The following is a 14,780-nucleotide window of genomic DNA, read 5'->3' on the forward strand; positions in this document are numbered from 1 at the left end:
CCAGCGCATCAGGCTGGCTGCGCCCACGCCCGCCGCAAATCAGAGTGGGCATCTTCGCCGCAGCACCGGTCATACCGCAAAGTCTGCCACCGCGCGACCCCCTCCCGGGTGTCCGCTCCGTCTGCACCGCATCTGGCGGCGTTCGGGCGCAGGCGGATTGATCGAGCTCGGCGTCGATGTGATCACCCTCGCGGTAGGCGTCGGCCTGCTCCGCTGGGCCTGGCGTCGCCGCGCGCTCCTCATCGATTGAGGCGCGGCGAACCGCTGGAGCGCTAGATGGTCCACGTAATGGGGTAATTGGTGTACGTCGCGGTTTCTGCCGTGAACGTCACTCCGACCGCCCTGAAATCGTCACGCGCCCGGACTCGCATCTCTTTCAGGTCATCCATCTGTTTCGCGTGTTCTTCGGAGTCCCACACGCTCACCTGGGTGAGGGAGCCTTCGGGGGAGACGCCCGCGAACCAGTGCAGCAGGCCGGGCAGCTGCTGGATCGCCGGGATCAGGTATTCCGATGTCGCCTTGTCGGCGACGACGACCGCCTCGTAGAGGCTGGGATCGAAGGTGACACGCCCGACGCGGACGAAGGCGTTTGTCGGAAACGACTCGGTCATCGTGTGCGGTTCCTCTCGCCACTACTGGAAGATATTGCCCCCCAGACAATCCCATCGCGCCGCTCCGCGAATCAATGTCGATCTCCCAGGCGACCGATAAACCTGGTTTATCGATCCGTCCTCACTCGGAGGAACGCGAGTCGACCTCGGCGCGTATCTGGCGGACGTACACATCCTGCGTGGCCCGAGCGACCACATTGCCATCCGCATCATGAATCGTCGTTGAGTGCGTGGTAATCGACTTGCCGCCATCCCGTGTCGCCAACCGAATCTTCTCGGCCTCCGCGGCATCGAGTTCCATTGTCGCGGTGACGATCCCACGTCCGGGAGAGACGAACTCGATCGCGGATCTCATGCTCCAGACGCGGTAGCCGTCACCGAGCTGCCCGCGTGCCATGACCCCGAAGAACGGATCGGTCATCGCATACAGGGTGCCGCCGAAGGCCGCGCCATTTATATTCCGGTTCCAGGGCCGGACCCGATGCGACACCCGAACCGAGGTCCAGTCCTCGGCGACATGCTCGACGCGCACGCCCGCGAAGAACAGCGGCGGATACGCGCTCATCAAGTACCGGAACGCACGCGTAGAAGGCAACCGCACCGAATCCCCCAAATCCATTCATCCTCAGCCCAGTTCAGCCGGGCAGCTCCACACTATGTTCCGGCAGGTTATTGCGCGTCCTGCCGACGCACCATCTCGGCAATCCAGGTCGGCGCGAACGGGGAGGTGCAGTTCGGTGGGGTCGGATAGTCCTCGAGCACCCGCAGGCGCTCGCCGATGTCGATGGCGCGGGCCCGGAACTCGGGGTGCCGAATCCCGATCTGCGCCAGGCAGTTGTTCATCTCCCATTGCAGTCGATCCGGGGCCTGCTTCATCTCCGCCTCGATGACATCGAGCAGCCCCGCCAGGTCGAGCCCGCCCGGCCGCTTCACCACGCGCTCCGCGGTCAACGCCCACCCCGCACTCGCGACCATCGGATCGGCATCGGCGAACCACGCCACCCGCAGCTCCTCGGCATGCGGACTCTTCTTCACCACGTAATTCACCAGCCAGTCCCGCACCTTCGGCGTCCGCGCCTCCCGCACCATGCGATCCAGCTCATCGGCGCCGAACGCCTTCGGCCGACAGATCAACGTCGCCAACAACCGCGCCGCACTATCCCCCGTCCCCCACAACTCACAAGCCAACCCCTGCCGCGTCTTCAACCGCTTCGCAACCGCACGCAACGCGCTGAGATTCACCCCATGATCGTCCCCATGCCTCTCATTAACCGCCCGCACCTTGGCCTCCTCGAGCCCCCTCAGCTCGGCCATCACCTCCGCCACCGTCACCTCACCCACAACACCCTCCAGTCGGAACGTCGAGTGGCACACAATCGCGTCGCAATCAGACAAAACCCCTGAAAATTGTGCCACTCGACAGCTGGCCCATGTGAAAGCCGGCCGACGCTGTGGCAGTGGGTTGCCAATCTGCGGGGTTGAGGGCTATTCCTCCAGTAGTATGCATTTCGTTGGCTCATAGCCAACTTAATGCATACTCTTCGAGAGGTGGTGCTGATGGCTGGGCGTAGCGGCACCTTATTGCCCAGCGAACTCTGGAGGATGCCGCTCCGGACCGTGCGGCCACAGGACTTGGCCGGCATCTACGCTCAGCCGCGCCCCGAGGTCGCGAGACTTGTCGAGCAAGGTGTGCTGCACCGCGTCGCGTATGGCTACTACGTCATTGTCCCGCCGGATTACGTCGGTCGAGCCTGGCTGCCGGAGCTCGAGGCGGCTGCCGCTGGCATCGCATCATCGATTTACGGGCCGGATCAGGCGATTGTCATGGGCGTCAGTGCAGCGCGCATATTGGGGGCGATACCCCGTGCGCTGGCGACAGCGGTGATCGCAGTTCCGAGCCAACACCGACCGATAACGCTGACGGATCGCTCGGCGCAGGTTCGTTTCGTCCGACGTGACACCGACGCACTCGACGCCGAGCGCGTCGAAACACCGCTGGGCCCAGCACTTGTCACGACTCCGGAGCAGACCGTGCTCGATCTCGCCCGTCGCCCGGAGCTGGGCAATGCCGAGACGGAGGTTCGCGGGGCGATCGCGACGCTCTACCGCCGGAGCGATCCGTCGAGACTTGCACAACTCGCGGCGAATCAGCGCCTGAGCGCGGCACTTCGACGCGTGGAAGGCTGGGTCAGGGGATGAGTTCCGTCGAACGTGACAGTGTCGCAGCGCAATTCGGAGCGTCCCCGGAGCAGGTCGAACGCGACCGCATGATCTCCCACCTACTGGCTGCCATCAGTCTCGGATTCGGCGATCGGGTGCACTTCATCGGCGGAACCGCGCTCGCCCGTACACATCTGGTGAATGGCAGGCTCAGTGAAGACATCGATCTGGTGGCGCTGGGCAACCGGAGCGTGCTCGCGGCCGAATTGGACGCTGCGTTGCCGCGATCGGTCGCGCGGAGCTACGGCCGGTTGGAATGGGCGCCGACCCTGAGTGAGGTTCCGGAATCCGGGGCCGCCAATCTTCGCTCCGCATCCGGTGTGTCGGTCAAGATCCAGTTGCTGTCGGCCCAGGGGCGACCAGCGTGGCCGACCGTACTCCGCGGCCTCGAGCAGCGATACAGCGACGCCCCGCCCGCCGAACTGCTCGTTCCCACCCTGCCGGCCTTCGCCGCAGGCAAGACCGCGACATGGCACGACCGGCGAGCGTCACGCGACCTCTGGGATCTCTGGGCGTTGAACGAAATCGGGGCGATAGACGCCGCTGCGGGCGCGCTGTACCGCAAGCACGGTCCGACCAACCGGCTCCCCACCCTGCAATTGTTCGATCATGCGCCGGACGAGGCTGACTGGAACGCGCAATTGGCCGGGCAAACACGGTTGGCGATCAGCGCCGAGACAGCGCGAGCCGCGGTTCGAGAAGCCTGGGAGCGTATTGCGCAAGGACTGGCGTAGCCCACACCGGATCGAGAGCAAGATCCTTGACGACCACCGGAAGGCCACGACATGTACGGGTTACCTGAGGGCGTAGATCTTTCGTTCCTCCAGGAAGTGGTACTGGGACAAGTACCTATCGAGGCGGCTCCCGCCCTCGTCGCATTCATAGGCCACGCGGTGGTCAACGTCGAGTACGAAACGAACGGAACCCTCGAACTGACCTTCTCCAACGGCCAGTTGATCCGAATCCTGGACTCATCGGAGCACTACGAGAGCTACCAGATTCACAACAGTGGCTCGACCATCGTCGTCTAGCTCGAGGCCGTGCGGCGGCTGTTGGTCTTCGTTTTCAGTTCTGTTGCGGCGCTGAGCGTTTTGCGGCGGTGTGGCGGTCGTAGTAGCGCGCTACCCGGATTCGGTTGCCGCAGCGTTGGGGGGAGCACCAGCGGCGGCGCGTGTTGACCAGGTCCAGCGCCAGGGGTTCGCCGATCAGGAAGGACGCCTCGCTCATGTTTCTAATGCTACATCGGCGGGTTGACACGTTAGACAACAGTCGGTTAAACCTAATGCGTCAACCCGCGAAGAAAGCATGTGAACGATATGAGCCTGCCACTGGTCCACCACCGCTACCTCGAGATCGACGGCGTAGACGTCTTCTACCGGGAGTCCGTGCCGAGTCGTGCCGATGCGCCGACAATGCTGCTGCTGCACGGGTTTCCTTCGGGATCGCATCAGTTCCGGCGGCTCATCGACGCGCTGGGCGATCGCTACCGCCTGATCGCGCCGGACTACCCCGGGTTCGGAAACACCTTGGCCCCCAGCGGATTCGAGTACACCTTCGATCGGCTGGCGGACATCATCGAAGGGTTCGTGCAACGGCTGGGCCTGACCCGCTTCGCCATGTACGTCTTCGACTTCGGCGCTCCGGTCGGCTTCCGCCTCGCCGAACGTCATCCGGAATGGATCGCCGGGTTGGTCGTGCAGAACGGAAACGCCTACGAGGCAGGGCTTTCCGACGGTGCGCGGGAGTTCACCGCGCTGCGGCCCGAGCAGGACGGCGCCGAGGAGACGATCCGCGGGCTGCTCACCCTCGCGGGCACCCGAAGCCAGTACGAGACCGGCGTCGCCGACACCACCGTGCTGTCGCCCGAATCCTGGCTCCTGGACCAGCATTTCCTGGACCTGCCCGGCCGCAAGGAGGCGCAGGTGGCGCTCGCCTTCGACTACAAGTCCAATGTCGCCCGCTATCCCGCCTGGCAGGACTGGCTGCGCAAATACACCCCGCCCACCCTGATCACCTGGGGCGCCGACGATCCCTTCTTCCCCGCCCCCGGCGCCCACGCCTACCTGGCCGACCTCCCCGACGCCGAGTTGCACCTGTTCGACACCGGTCACTTCGCCCTGGAAACCCATCTGGCCGAGATCGTCCCGCTCATCGCCGACTTCCTGGACCTGCTGCCGGGTTCGGCGGCATGAGGCCGGTCACAGCGCGTCACGTCACGAGCCGGGCCCGCGTCCACCGATAGTCAGTGCCTCACCGATCACGGAGCACACCATGAGGATTCATCCCCGGGTTCGCTGACTCGCTATCGGCCTCGCCACCCTCGTCGCCCTGCTGTTCGCCATCGCGATACCGGCCGCCTACGCCTGGAATCCTCCGGGCTCGACCGACCGGCCGAGTCACCTCGACCGGATCGAATCCCGTTATGCCGACACCGATCTGGCTCGATTCCATTACACCGTGACCGGTCAGGGATCGCCCGTCGTCCTGATCGCCGGCGGCGGTCTGTGGCAATACTCCTGGCGCGAAGTGATTCCCGCGCTGGCCCGCGAGCACACCGTCTACGCGGTCGATCTGCCCAGCCAGGGCTACACCGAGCTGAAGCACCCCGGCTTCGCCTTCGACCTCCCGGCAATGGCCGAGGCCATCGGCGCCTTCCTCGACGCCGTCGGCCTGAACCACACGGCGCTGATAGGACTGACCAGTATCTTCTTGTTCGAAGGTTAGTGATCGAAGCCGCTTTTCACCCTGAGCAGTGGCAAATGCTAGGAGGTCATCGGTGGCGGGACTTCCTAGTCGGTTTCCGGTGTTCTGCGGAGTTCGGGTGATTTCCCACAACACCTCGGCTTGGCGTCGTGCGAGCATCTCACCTTCGGGCCCGTCGGCGATCACAATCTCGAACTCCGCGTCCAGCGGCTCACGTCGGCGGCTGCCGCGAGCCCGGGGCGGAGGATCCTGGGGTACATCGTTGTCGGCCATACGGTAGGTATGCCCACAGGCCGCTGGTTGCAGGCATCCTATTCTCGCTGGTCGGCCGGTCCGGAGGATGACTGCTCGATGGTCCCATCCTGGCTCTACCGGACGCGGCATCGCCGACGGACGCACACATCCGCCGATGTGCGTCGGTTACAGGGCAGTTGACCGGGTCGGGTTGCTTTGGCCGTCGGGTCCGGGACCTGCTTCTGGCGTGGATGTTTCAGGATGTTGGCTGGTGGGTGGTGCGGTCGAGGAAGGCCGCGATGATCGGCAGGAGCAGCTCGGGGCGGTGGACGAGGCTGACATGGGAAGTGCCGGGCAGGATCGCCAATTGCGCGTTCGGAAGTCCGGCGGGAGTGTCGCCCAGGATGTCGCCGCCGAACACCCGGAACATCTCGACCGCGTGCTCGAGGCGAACGGCGTCGGAGTCGCCGATGACTGTCAGGGTGGGTGCGGTGACCGCGCGTACGGCGGCGAGCGGGAATCGGATCATCGCGGTGGTGTCGTGCTCGCGGATGCGGGCCACCAGTTGTCCGAAGTCCTGAGGACGTGGCGCGTTCTTCAAGTAGTCGGTATGGAAAGTGGTGCCGTAGAGCATGTCCGGTCGCAGTCCGGCGATACCGTCGAGCAGTCCCGGGCGTAGCCCGTTCTCGTCGAGGCTGCCGGCGGCGATGATCTGTTTGCGGACCAGGTCGGGGTGGGTGAGAGTGATCTGCAGGGCGACGCCCGCGCCCATGCTGTAACCCAGCAGGTCGGCGCGTTGAACACCGATCGAATGCAGCAGCGCGACGGTGTCCTCGGCCATCTGCTCGTCGCGCAGCGGACGGTCGATATCGGCGGTGTGCCCGTGCGCCTGCTGTTCGATGGCGATGACCTGGCGGGTCTTGGCCAGTTCGGGGATGAGCTGGCCGAAGTCGGTGCCGATTCCGGACAGCGCACCGTGCAACAGCACCAAAGGCGGTGTGCCGGAGGATGTTCCGTGGATCTCGTAGTACATGTGCAGGCCGTTGACGTCGGCATACGCGCCGGGCGCCGGTGCGGAGGGCTCGCCGGTGCCTGCGGCGCATGCGGCGAGCAGCACCGCCGCGGCCAGAGCGGTCGCGGAGGTGAGCAGTGCGGTGATCTTCACCGTGATCGTTCCTTCGGAAGGGGCGGGCGCGTCAGCGGGCGACGTCGAAGATGTTGAGCTGCAAGCCATTGGCGTAGGACTGGGATTCCATCAGCTGCAGCTTCTGGGTGTCCTTGTCGGTGCTGGAGAACAGGCGCTTGCCCGCGCCGAGCAGCAGCGGGAAGACGAGCAGGTGGTAGCGGTCGATCAGGCCCGCGTCCGACAGGCTGTGGTTAAGGGCGGCGCTGCCGTGCACGATGATCGGGCCGCCCTCGGTCTCCTTCAGGGCGGCGACTTCGTCGATTGAGCGAAGGATCGTGGTTTCGCCCCAGTTGGAGACCAGGTCATCGTCGGTGAGCGTGGTGGAGACGACGTATTTCGGCATCGCCTTGTAGCCGGCGAACTCGGCCATGTCCGGCCACACCGGGCTGAAGGCGGCATAGCTGTTGCGGCCCAGCAGGATCGCGGTGGACTCCTGCTGCTCGCGCTCCTTGATCTCGAAGGCCTCGGGCAGGAAATCGAGGTGCTTGAACGTCCATCCGGTGTTGCGGTAGCCGGGTTCGCCGCCCGGGGCCTCCACGACGCCGTCGAGGGAGATGAAGGCGGAGCTGATCAGGGTGCGCATGGGGAATCTCCTTGTGTAGGTGGGTCGTTCTCATATCTGGACGCTGTCCAGAAATGAAGATACACGACTTCTGGACGTTGTCCAGATACAATCTGAACGACGTCCAGAAACATTCGAGCAGCAGAGTCGGGAGCGGCATGAGCGACAGCTCGGCGAAACGAAACACCTACCGGCACGGCGCATTACGGGAAGCGCTGGTCGACGCGGGCGTGGCGATGGCGCGCGAGGGCGGCGGACCTCAGGCGATCGTGCTGCGTGAGGCGGCCCGTCGCGCGGGCGTCGCACCCAACGCGGCCTACACGCACTTCAAGGACCGGGAAGCCCTGGTGCAGGCCGTCGCACGCGTCGCGCTGGCAGGGCTGGCCACGGCCATGACCGCCGAGCAGGACGCGGTGCCCGAGTCCAGCGATCCCGCCTCCCGCGCGCGGGCGCGCTTCCGTGCCGTCGGCGCGGGATACCTGCGATTCGCCCGCGCGGAACCGGGTCTGTTCCGCACCGCCTTCGCAACCCAGACCGACGTGTCCGTGGTCTCCGAACCCGCGTCCGCCGGCCCCACCGGACGCTCGGCGATCGACCTCCTCGCCGAAGCGCTCGACGGATTGGTCGAAGCCGGTCTCCTCGACCCCGAAAGGCGGCCCGGCGCAGAGTTTCTCGCTTGGCCGACCGTGCACGGACTGGCCTACCTGGCCGTCGACGGACCGCTGCGCTTCCTCGAACTCGACCAACTCGATCAACTCACCACGAAACTGCTCGACATGATCGACCGCGGAATCTGACTCGGCCTCGTGTGCTCATCCGGCGAGGTGAGCATGTAGCGCCTGGCCGAACCAGGTGAACACCGGCTCGAGATCCCCGATCGGCGCCCAGCCGTTGACGGTCGCCACCAACTGCCAATAGCGGGTCACGCGGGTGTCATTGGCGACCTCCAGTCGCTCGAGTACCCAGCGGCGCAGGTCGGCGTCATCGGCTCGGGTGAAGGTTTCGGCGTAGCGGGCCATCAACGTCGAGACGATGACTTCGGCTGCCGCCGAATCCGGCGCGATGCCCGTCGTGAGCGCCCGGCCCACCTGCTCGCGGACGGTCTCGGTGAGCTCGTGGTGCAGCCCGGTGTCGTCGCCCTCGGCGCGCTGTTTCTCCTGATATGCGGCCATCCGCCGCACCGCCGACCGGAAATCGTTGTCCTGCACCAGCTGCACGAGCTCCATCCACGCCTCGACCTGCTCGGGGGTGGGGTCCTCGGGAAGATCGGGCATGCTCGAGCGCAGCAACTCCAGCATCGCCGGGTTGCCGTTCACGCCGCCGAAGGTGTCGTCGATGAAATCGTGGATGTAGCGGTGCCGTTCGGTCTGTGTCAGGTTCGCCAGTGTGTGCATCAGATCCATCTCCTGGGGGCTCGATTCTCGGTTCGCCACCGCCTGCAGGACCGCGCGCCGCAACCGCAGCACTCGAATCTGCACCTCGAGTGCTGCCGCGTGGGCCGCGGCTACTTCGGTCAGTGACGTCTCGCGCGCCAGGATCCGCCGCACGGTGGCCAGATCGATATCCAGTTCACGCAGCGTGCGGACGAGCTCCAGGCGTGCGAGGGCGTCGATGTCATAGAGGCGGTAGCCGACCGGACTGTGACAGGTCGGCGGAACGATTCCGCGATCGGCGTAGAACCGGATCGTCTTGACCGTCAAACCGGTTCGTTCGGCCAGGGCCCCGATCGTGAAGAGCGTCTCGTCGTCCATGTCCCCAGCTTGATCTCTCCTCCTGGTGGAGACGCAAGACGTGGTCGGTTGCGCAGGTACACCGCGATATACGGGCCGACCATCGATGCGGTGACGATATCGAGCTTGCCGTTGCCGCGCAGGTCGATGAGTTCGGTGGATTCGAGGGTGAAGGGGCAGCGGGTTCAGTGCCCGGCGCCGGGCTTGTTCCCGGTTCGCAGGTGTTCGATCTGGGTCTGGCTGAGCTGCTGGGCTTTTCGCGGGTTTTCCCGGTCGGACGGTAGGGTCGCGAACATGATCGATGACCGACCATCCGGTCGATCGCGCTGGGGCACGCCTGACCTGGGTGAATGACGGTCCTAGATGTGCCCCCGGCGGGGCACTATATGGATGGGAACAGGACCGACCAGCATCTTCTTACTGGTCGACTGGTCATCGAGGCCGATTTCGACCTGAGCACCCTCAAAGCACCAGGAGGCCAGCGGGGCTGAGACCAGCCGGTGACGACGGTTGGTCCGACCAGTTCGGACGTGCTGTTGCTGCCGTGACGCCTGCCATTGGTAGAACGCTCCGACGCCACAGTTGGCGCAAACCTCCGAAGTTGCCCGCCCGATCCGGCTCGATACTAGCCAGACCGGTCGGAAATTCGCTTGCCTCAATGTTTTTCGGATCACGGCATAACCATGCGAGTACACTTGGCGCGACGGCGGACGATCGCGTGTCATTCGATATCGAAGCGCACGACCATCGTTCGAGTGCCGCTCCAGACCCCGGCGGATCGACCAGCGATCCGGACAGGGGCAGCATGAATTTCAATAATCACAACATCGGCCCTGACCACGGTCCGCAGCCGCGAACCCCACCTCCTGCCGGCGTTCAGCAATGGTCTGTCAAGGCGGTCACGCGAGGCCCGGAACACTTCGAGCGCAGATTGCCGGACGTCGTCATCGCGGCCGACGTGAACCTGGCCGCGGAGGCCCTGTGCGACCGGCTCGCCGCACCCGAGTCCCCGGCCGAACGCCGCTATCTGATCGCCGCGGTCACCCCCGAGTTCGACGCTGCCGCCACCCGGGACCGCCTGGAGTGGTCGAATCTGCTGACATGGTGCGCAGACGGATGGGTCATGAGCCAATGGCTGCCGGATACATGGCGGCGATCGTGTTCGCCGCCATCGCTTCCCGATCAGGGCCCCTCCGCGGTGACGACGCCCGGGCAGGCCGCGTGCCCCCGCTCGGTCGGCCAGGGGACTAGTCTGATGGGTCGGACCGCTTTACCGACATCTCGCGGTCAGGCCGTGGCGACAGCCGACCACGCCGGACGGGAGCGAGCGATGACCACCGAGCCAGGGCACGACCCCGGCGGGATGTCGTGAACGCCGCACGCTCGGCGTCGGCGCGCTTCCTGTCCGCTCTGCACGATCTGACCGGCAACGGCCACGACATGCCGCTGCGAGGCGGCCGGTTGTGCGAGATCTGCGTGCAGGTGCTCCCGATCTCCGGGGCTACTATCGCCGCGGCGATGCCCGACGGTGGATGGGATGTCCTCGGCTCGGTCGGCCCCGCCGCCGGATGGCTCGCCGACGCCGAAATCGCCACCGGCGAGGGCCCGGGACCCGACTGCCACCGCGCCGGCGCGCCGGTGCGCGTCACGAATCCGGCGGCCGCGCTCGCGCAGGGCCGCTGGCCTCTGCTCGCCCAATGGGACCGGGTGCCCACCCTCGGCGCCGTGTGCTCGATCCCGTTGCGGCTGGGCGCGATTCGCGTCGGCTTCCTGGACCTGCTCGATGCCGGGCAGGTCCTGAGCGACCCCGCCACATTCGCCGACGCGCTGAAGATCGCCGACGTCATCACCACCGCGCTGCTCTCGACGCTCGCTCCGCCCGCCCCACACGTCGACGACGCGGCGGTGGGACCCTGGTGGGAGCTGACGGTTTCGACCCGCGAGATCCACCAGGCCACCGGCATGGTCGCGGTGCAGCTGGACGCGAGCGCGGCGGTCGCCTACGCGCGGTTGATCGGACACGCCTTCACCACCGGCCGTCGACTCGACGAGATCGCGGGCGAGGTGGTGGCCCGGCGCCTGCGGTTCTGGCCCGAACCCGACGGACAAGATCGCGACCCGGAACCCGGACCGACACCGCGGCCGACGCCGGAACGTTGAGGCGGCCAGTGCGACTCCATAGAATTACCTACAGAAAAGGCGGTCCGAGGATGGCGCAGAACGATGGTGCACTGACAACGGCGCTCATGCGATTGGTGGACACCTTGGTCGTCGACTACGACCCGGTCGAGCTGACACAAGAGCTCGTGGACACGTGTGTCGATCTACTTCCCGCCGACGCCGCCGGACTGCTGCTGGCCGACACCGACGGGACCCTGCAGGTGCTCGCCTCCACCTCCGAGCAACTCCGGCTGTTGGAGTTGCTGCAGATCCAATCCGAGGCCGGACCCTGCCTACAGGCCTATCGCACCGGCGAGCAGGTTCTGATCGGCGACCTGGCCGCAGTCGCCGCCGACTGGCCGTTGTTCTCCGAAAGCGCCGTGGCCAACGGCTTCCACGGGGTCTGCGCGCTACCGCTGCGACTGCGCGACGAACGCATCGGAGCACTCAATCTCTTCACCCGCTCCACCAACGTCCTCCGCGCCGAAGACCTGCGTGTCGGGCAGGCACTGGCCGACTTCGCCACCGTCGGCATCCTGCACGCCCGCATCCTCGCCGACACGCTGACCGTCAACGAACAGCTCAATACCGCCCTCAACAGCCGCGTCATCATCGAACAAGCCAAAGGCATGCTCGCCGAACGCGCCGACCTCGACATGGACACCGCGTTCCAGATCCTGCGTCGCCACGCCCGCAACCGCAACCGCCACCTGTCCGACCTCGCCCGCGCCGTCGTCGACCGCACCATCGCCCTCGATACCCTGCTCACCGACCCGAAGCGCTACCGGTAGACCTCCGGCGCGCGATCGGAATGCGCCACGCCGATCGGCAGCTGCCTTCGTGGCGGATTACTCGTCACGGCAACCGGATTCAGCCGAGGAAGACGAACTCGACCGCGGATGCGAGCACCGTGTCGGGGCAGAGTCGTCGACGGGTGGATCGGGGGGTGAGCGGATGTTCCGCGAGCAAGCGCCACCAGTCCAGACGATCGGCGAGTTCGTCGAAGTAGAGTTTGGCCGCCACCAACACCGGCGCGCCCGGGCAGTAGTTCGTCGGCTCACCCGTCTCGGCAGCGGCCGCACACCCCAGATCGATGGTGAACGAGTGTGCACGCCCGTCGGAATCGATCTGCTGGACCTCGCCGCCCGCTACCCCCTCGCGAATCGCGGACGGGTCATCGTGTATTCCGTGGGCGGACAACGGCATACCTGCGACGAACAGACGTGCGGGCAGGCCCGGCGGGCAACGATACGTACCCGTCAAGCGCATCAGATACGGGGTGATCAGGCTCGCCCGCGAGTCGACACGGACTCGCGCCGGGCGCACGACGACGATGCCGGAAAGGAGAAAACCTTCGCGCATCGGATCTCTCCGAATCAGTCGAGTTGTTGTGCGGCAGACACTTTCAGTTCACCACGAACCACCGGCCCGCGCACGCGACCCGCACCGCTCGAGCGGGTGCGCCGCCGATTCGATCAGGCGTATCGTTGCACTATCGGTGGCCTTTCGAATCCGGTCGCACGAATCTCGGTATGTCCGCGTGGATATCCGCGTGGGTCGGCAGCAGGATCTGCTACCTCGCGGGCAGCAGCGACCCCATCGACGGGGCCATGAAGACACTGCTGTCCGGCGCGGGGGTGTGCCGCGACTTCACCCACCTCGTCGTCGCGCTGTCGCGGGCCGTCGGAGTGCCCGCGCGGGTCGCGGCCGTCCACGCCCCGGGCTGCAGGCCGATGGATTTCCCTTCCGTCGCCGAGGCTTACGTGGACGGCGCGTGGCGAGCATTCGACCCGGCCTGCCTCGCCCCGCGGGCCGCCCTCTTGCGGATCGCCACCGGCCGCACGCCTCCGATATCGCCTTCCTCGCCAACCACGGCGGCGACATCAGCATGAGCGGCCTGTCCGTGCACGCCACCATCGACGGCCCGCTGCCCATGGGCGACATCGGTCGACCCATCGCGATCCGCTGAGCGCGAGCCCCGTATTCGCCGGGGGTGTAGTGTCATTGGCACGGTGATTGCTCACGCGCCGCCGACCCGGCAGCGCCATCGCCGAGAATCAGACCGCACACGGTCAGACGGGAGCGCCCACCATGACGCTGCTCCATCGCGGTTCACCTGATCACCCCGGCCCGCGCCAGGGTTGAGCGCCGTGACCATCCACTCCGGGCGCTTTACCTCGTCGCCCGCTGGTGTGACCGATGACGACGACGGCGTGAGCGCTTTCCTGGTACTCGGCGACGATCTGGTGCGCACCCTGACCGACGCGCTGCAGCGGCTGGACCTGCTTCGTGGCATCCTCGATGACACCGAATCGACACTGCCGCAACAATATTCGGCCAGAGAAAAGGTTCGCGAGCTGTTCGCGGCCGTCGAACTCGACGTCAGATCCGCCAAGAACGCCATGGTCTCGATCACCGGCGAGTGGCCGATGTCGGCGGCGGGACGCTCCGGCGCGCTGGTCATCCGCTCCACGCCCATCCCTTGACCGGCGCATCAATGGCACACGGTGCAAGGTAATGCACGATCCGCCCGTTCGACCGGGCCATGTTGTCGCGCCACCGCGACGGCGGCCGATCGAATCACCGAGAGCCGTCCGTCCACGCCGAGGCCTGCCGTATCAGGCACAGGAGAGCCAGTTCATGACACTTCCCTGGACGACCGTGTACGGACCGCGGCACACCGGCCCACACCCGCTCCGCCTCTCCCTGCGGGACCCGGCCGCCCCTAAGGGGCCCGTCGATGGTGCCTGGTGGCCGAGGTCCAAGCAGCCCGCCGCCGAACTGCACGAGTTGATCGCGGCCGTCGCCACCCGGCTCGGTTCCATGGTTCGCGTTGGATTCGATTGGCGGACAAATGATCCCGATAGTTTCACGCGCCGTGGCACCGCAGCCGTCGCCACGACGAGCAGGGCCGCCATCATGTACCTGTTCGGAAGCAACGGCGCACGCCTCGACGTGCTGGTCATCCCCGCGGACACCCGCCCGGACGCGGCCGCCGCCCAAATGCGCTGGGCCTCCGGCAAACCGCAGCCCAGTCCGACAGCCCGGCCGCGGGCGCCGGAGAAACACCGTGAAGTGACGAAATCCCGTCCTCGGGTACCGGGGATCGGCGCATGATCAAGGTCTTCCCGGCCGATGACCACGAGCTGGTACGCCGCGGGCTGTTCGGCCTGCTCGCCGCCGATCCCGAATCGACGGTGGTCGGGCGAGGCCCGCACCGTCTCGCACGAGCTGGCTCGAATCCCGGTGCTGCGGCCCGATGTGGCCGTGGTGGATGTGATTCTGCCCGACGGCAACGGCATCGAATTGTGCCGGGACCTGTTGTCGCGCTCGGACGAACCGCGGTGCCCGATCCTGACCGCCCGCACCGCGGA

Annotated in this window: 19 protein-coding genes and 2 pseudogenes; 13 read left to right on the forward strand and 8 right to left on the reverse strand. The window is 66.3% G+C overall.

Annotated elements, in window-relative coordinates; translation table 11 throughout:
- Positions 1 to 272: 272 nt before the first annotated feature.
- The 3 genes from ACAM49_RS24480 to ACAM49_RS24490 all read right to left on the reverse strand — a co-directional run bounded on the left by ACAM49_RS24480 (position 273) and on the right by ACAM49_RS24490 (position 1,952).
- Complete coding sequence (locus ACAM49_RS24480; RefSeq protein ID WP_369637904.1) at positions 273 to 611, reverse strand: hypothetical protein; 339 nt, start codon at positions 609 to 611, stop codon at positions 273 to 275.
- Positions 612 to 732: 121 nt separating this feature from the next.
- Positions 733 to 1,230: a DUF4442 domain-containing protein gene (locus ACAM49_RS24485; protein ID WP_369637905.1), complete on the reverse strand. Its 498-nt coding sequence runs from the start codon at positions 1,228 to 1,230 to the stop codon at positions 733 to 735.
- A 50-nt stretch (positions 1,231 to 1,280) separates the two neighbouring features.
- Positions 1,281 to 1,952 (reverse strand): DNA alkylation repair protein, encoded by a 672-nt coding sequence (locus ACAM49_RS24490; protein ID WP_369637906.1) that lies wholly within the window; start codon positions 1,950 to 1,952, stop codon positions 1,281 to 1,283.
- A 216-nt stretch (positions 1,953 to 2,168) separates the two neighbouring features.
- Here ACAM49_RS24490 and ACAM49_RS24495 point away from each other — a divergent pair, with 216 nt between their 5' ends.
- The 3 genes from ACAM49_RS24495 to ACAM49_RS24505 are packed head-to-tail and all read left to right on the forward strand — an operon-like array spanning position 2,169 to position 3,862.
- Complete coding sequence (locus ACAM49_RS24495) at positions 2,169 to 2,810, forward strand: type IV toxin-antitoxin system AbiEi family antitoxin (RefSeq protein WP_369637942.1); 642 nt, start codon at positions 2,169 to 2,171, stop codon at positions 2,808 to 2,810.
- The gene (locus ACAM49_RS24500) at positions 2,807 to 3,565 is read left to right on the forward strand and encodes a nucleotidyl transferase AbiEii/AbiGii toxin family protein (protein WP_369637907.1); all 759 of its coding nucleotides are present in this window, start codon (positions 2,807 to 2,809) and stop codon (positions 3,563 to 3,565) included. The genes ACAM49_RS24495 and ACAM49_RS24500 overlap by 4 nt, the downstream gene beginning before the upstream one ends.
- Positions 3,566 to 3,616: 51 nt before the next feature.
- Positions 3,617 to 3,862, forward strand: coding sequence for a DUF6188 family protein (locus ACAM49_RS24505; RefSeq protein WP_369637908.1), 246 nt, complete (start codon positions 3,617 to 3,619; stop codon positions 3,860 to 3,862).
- Positions 3,863 to 3,896: 34 nt separating this feature from the next.
- Here ACAM49_RS24505 and ACAM49_RS24510 read toward each other — a convergent pair whose 3' ends face one another.
- On the reverse strand, positions 3,897 to 4,058 hold the full coding sequence (locus ACAM49_RS24510) for a CGNR zinc finger domain-containing protein (RefSeq protein WP_369637909.1): 162 nt from the start codon (positions 4,056 to 4,058) through the stop codon (positions 3,897 to 3,899).
- Between the two features lie 89 nt (positions 4,059 to 4,147).
- On the opposite strand from ACAM49_RS24510, the gene ACAM49_RS24515 reads away from it, so the two are divergent.
- Entirely contained in the window at positions 4,148 to 5,023 is an 876-nt protein-coding gene (locus ACAM49_RS24515) for an alpha/beta fold hydrolase (RefSeq protein WP_369637910.1), read from the forward strand.
- A 265-nt stretch (positions 5,024 to 5,288) separates the two neighbouring features.
- Positions 5,289 to 5,555, forward strand: coding sequence for an alpha/beta fold hydrolase (locus ACAM49_RS24520; RefSeq protein ID WP_369637911.1), 267 nt, complete (start codon positions 5,289 to 5,291; stop codon positions 5,553 to 5,555).
- 469 nt (positions 5,556 to 6,024) lie between these two features.
- Here the strand turns inward: ACAM49_RS24520 and ACAM49_RS24525 are convergent, their stop codons facing one another.
- Together ACAM49_RS24525 and ACAM49_RS24530 are read right to left on the reverse strand one after the other, a co-directional pair.
- Complete coding sequence (locus tag ACAM49_RS24525; protein WP_369637912.1) at positions 6,025 to 6,933, reverse strand: alpha/beta fold hydrolase; 909 nt, start codon at positions 6,931 to 6,933, stop codon at positions 6,025 to 6,027.
- Positions 6,934 to 6,964: 31 nt separating this feature from the next.
- Positions 6,965 to 7,537, reverse strand: coding sequence for a dihydrofolate reductase family protein (locus ACAM49_RS24530; RefSeq protein ID WP_369637913.1), 573 nt, complete (start codon positions 7,535 to 7,537; stop codon positions 6,965 to 6,967).
- A gap of 137 nt (positions 7,538 to 7,674) precedes the next feature.
- Here ACAM49_RS24530 and ACAM49_RS24535 point away from each other — a divergent pair, with 137 nt between their 5' ends.
- Positions 7,675 to 8,313: a TetR/AcrR family transcriptional regulator gene (locus tag ACAM49_RS24535; RefSeq protein WP_369637914.1), complete on the forward strand. Its 639-nt coding sequence runs from the start codon at positions 7,675 to 7,677 to the stop codon at positions 8,311 to 8,313.
- 15 nt (positions 8,314 to 8,328) lie between these two features.
- Here the strand turns inward: ACAM49_RS24535 and ACAM49_RS24540 are convergent, their stop codons facing one another.
- A complete protein-coding gene (locus ACAM49_RS24540) occupies positions 8,329 to 9,267 on the reverse strand; it encodes a MerR family transcriptional regulator (protein ID WP_369637915.1) in 939 nt (312 codons plus the stop codon).
- 697 nt (positions 9,268 to 9,964) lie between these two features.
- Here ACAM49_RS24540 and ACAM49_RS24545 point away from each other — a divergent pair.
- Genes ACAM49_RS24545 through ACAM49_RS24555 form a run of 3 tightly spaced genes read left to right on the forward strand, consistent with a single transcriptional unit; the run spans position 9,965 to position 12,197 of the window.
- Positions 9,965 to 10,618 carry a hypothetical protein gene (locus ACAM49_RS24545; RefSeq protein ID WP_369637916.1) on the forward strand — a complete coding sequence of 218 codons (654 nt, stop codon included), beginning with the start codon at positions 9,965 to 9,967 and terminating at the stop codon, positions 10,616 to 10,618.
- Positions 10,615 to 11,406: an ANTAR domain-containing protein gene (locus tag ACAM49_RS24550; RefSeq protein ID WP_369637917.1), complete on the forward strand. Its 792-nt coding sequence runs from the start codon at positions 10,615 to 10,617 to the stop codon at positions 11,404 to 11,406. The genes ACAM49_RS24545 and ACAM49_RS24550 overlap by 4 nt, the downstream gene beginning before the upstream one ends.
- Before the next feature lie 50 nt (positions 11,407 to 11,456).
- Entirely contained in the window at positions 11,457 to 12,197 is a 741-nt protein-coding gene (locus ACAM49_RS24555) for a GAF and ANTAR domain-containing protein (protein ID WP_369637918.1), read from the forward strand.
- A 79-nt stretch (positions 12,198 to 12,276) separates the two neighbouring features.
- Here the strand turns inward: ACAM49_RS24555 and ACAM49_RS24560 are convergent, their stop codons facing one another.
- Positions 12,277 to 12,768 (reverse strand): hypothetical protein, encoded by a 492-nt coding sequence (locus ACAM49_RS24560; protein WP_369637919.1) that lies wholly within the window; start codon positions 12,766 to 12,768, stop codon positions 12,277 to 12,279.
- A 182-nt stretch (positions 12,769 to 12,950) separates the two neighbouring features.
- Here ACAM49_RS24560 and ACAM49_RS24565 point away from each other — a divergent pair.
- The 4 genes and pseudogenes from ACAM49_RS24565 to ACAM49_RS24580 form a co-directional block, all read left to right on the forward strand.
- Positions 12,951 to 13,375 (forward strand): annotated as a pseudogene (locus ACAM49_RS24565) (transglutaminase family protein); the annotation flags it as partial.
- Between the two features lie 181 nt (positions 13,376 to 13,556).
- Positions 13,557 to 13,892 (forward strand): hypothetical protein, encoded by a 336-nt coding sequence (locus tag ACAM49_RS24570; protein ID WP_369637920.1) that lies wholly within the window; start codon positions 13,557 to 13,559, stop codon positions 13,890 to 13,892.
- A 154-nt stretch (positions 13,893 to 14,046) separates the two neighbouring features.
- Complete coding sequence (locus ACAM49_RS24575) at positions 14,047 to 14,523, forward strand: DUF5994 family protein (RefSeq protein WP_369637921.1); 477 nt, start codon at positions 14,047 to 14,049, stop codon at positions 14,521 to 14,523.
- Positions 14,520 to 14,778: pseudogene (locus ACAM49_RS24580) on the forward strand (response regulator transcription factor); the annotation flags it as partial. The gene ACAM49_RS24575 and the pseudogene ACAM49_RS24580, both read left to right, overlap by 4 nt.
- Positions 14,779 to 14,780 lie beyond the last annotated feature (2 nt).

The sequence above is a fragment of the Nocardia sp. JMUB6875 genome (assembly GCF_041154655.1).
GTDB lineage: Bacteria > Actinomycetota > Actinomycetes > Mycobacteriales > Mycobacteriaceae > Nocardia.

Bases quoted from the DNA above. Each gene is read 5' to 3' on its own strand.
- ACAM49_RS24480 (WP_369637904.1), bottom strand. From the start codon at position 611: ATGACCGAGTCGTTTCCGACAAACGCCTTCGTCCGCGTCGGGCGTGTC.
- ACAM49_RS24485 (WP_369637905.1), bottom strand. From the start codon at position 1,230: ATGGATTTGGGGGATTCGGTGCGGTTGCCTTCTACGCGTGCGTTCCGG.
- ACAM49_RS24495 (WP_369637942.1), top strand. From the start codon at position 2,169: ATGGCTGGGCGTAGCGGCACCTTATTGCCCAGCGAACTCTGGAGGATG.
- ACAM49_RS24500 (WP_369637907.1), top strand. From the start codon at position 2,807: ATGAGTTCCGTCGAACGTGACAGTGTCGCAGCGCAATTCGGAGCGTCC.
- ACAM49_RS24505 (WP_369637908.1), top strand. From the start codon at position 3,617: ATGTACGGGTTACCTGAGGGCGTAGATCTTTCGTTCCTCCAGGAAGTG.
- ACAM49_RS24510 (WP_369637909.1), bottom strand. From the start codon at position 4,058: ATGAGCGAGGCGTCCTTCCTGATCGGCGAACCCCTGGCGCTGGACCTG.
- ACAM49_RS24515 (WP_369637910.1), top strand. From the start codon at position 4,148: ATGAGCCTGCCACTGGTCCACCACCGCTACCTCGAGATCGACGGCGTA.
- ACAM49_RS24530 (WP_369637913.1), bottom strand. From the start codon at position 7,537: ATGCGCACCCTGATCAGCTCCGCCTTCATCTCCCTCGACGGCGTCGTG.
- ACAM49_RS24535 (WP_369637914.1), top strand. From the start codon at position 7,675: ATGAGCGACAGCTCGGCGAAACGAAACACCTACCGGCACGGCGCATTA.
- ACAM49_RS24540 (WP_369637915.1), bottom strand. From the start codon at position 9,267: ATGGACGACGAGACGCTCTTCACGATCGGGGCCCTGGCCGAACGAACC.
- ACAM49_RS24555 (WP_369637918.1), top strand. From the start codon at position 11,457: ATGGCGCAGAACGATGGTGCACTGACAACGGCGCTCATGCGATTGGTG.
- ACAM49_RS24560 (WP_369637919.1), bottom strand. From the start codon at position 12,768: ATGCGCGAAGGTTTTCTCCTTTCCGGCATCGTCGTCGTGCGCCCGGCG.
- ACAM49_RS24575 (WP_369637921.1), top strand. From the start codon at position 14,047: ATGACACTTCCCTGGACGACCGTGTACGGACCGCGGCACACCGGCCCA.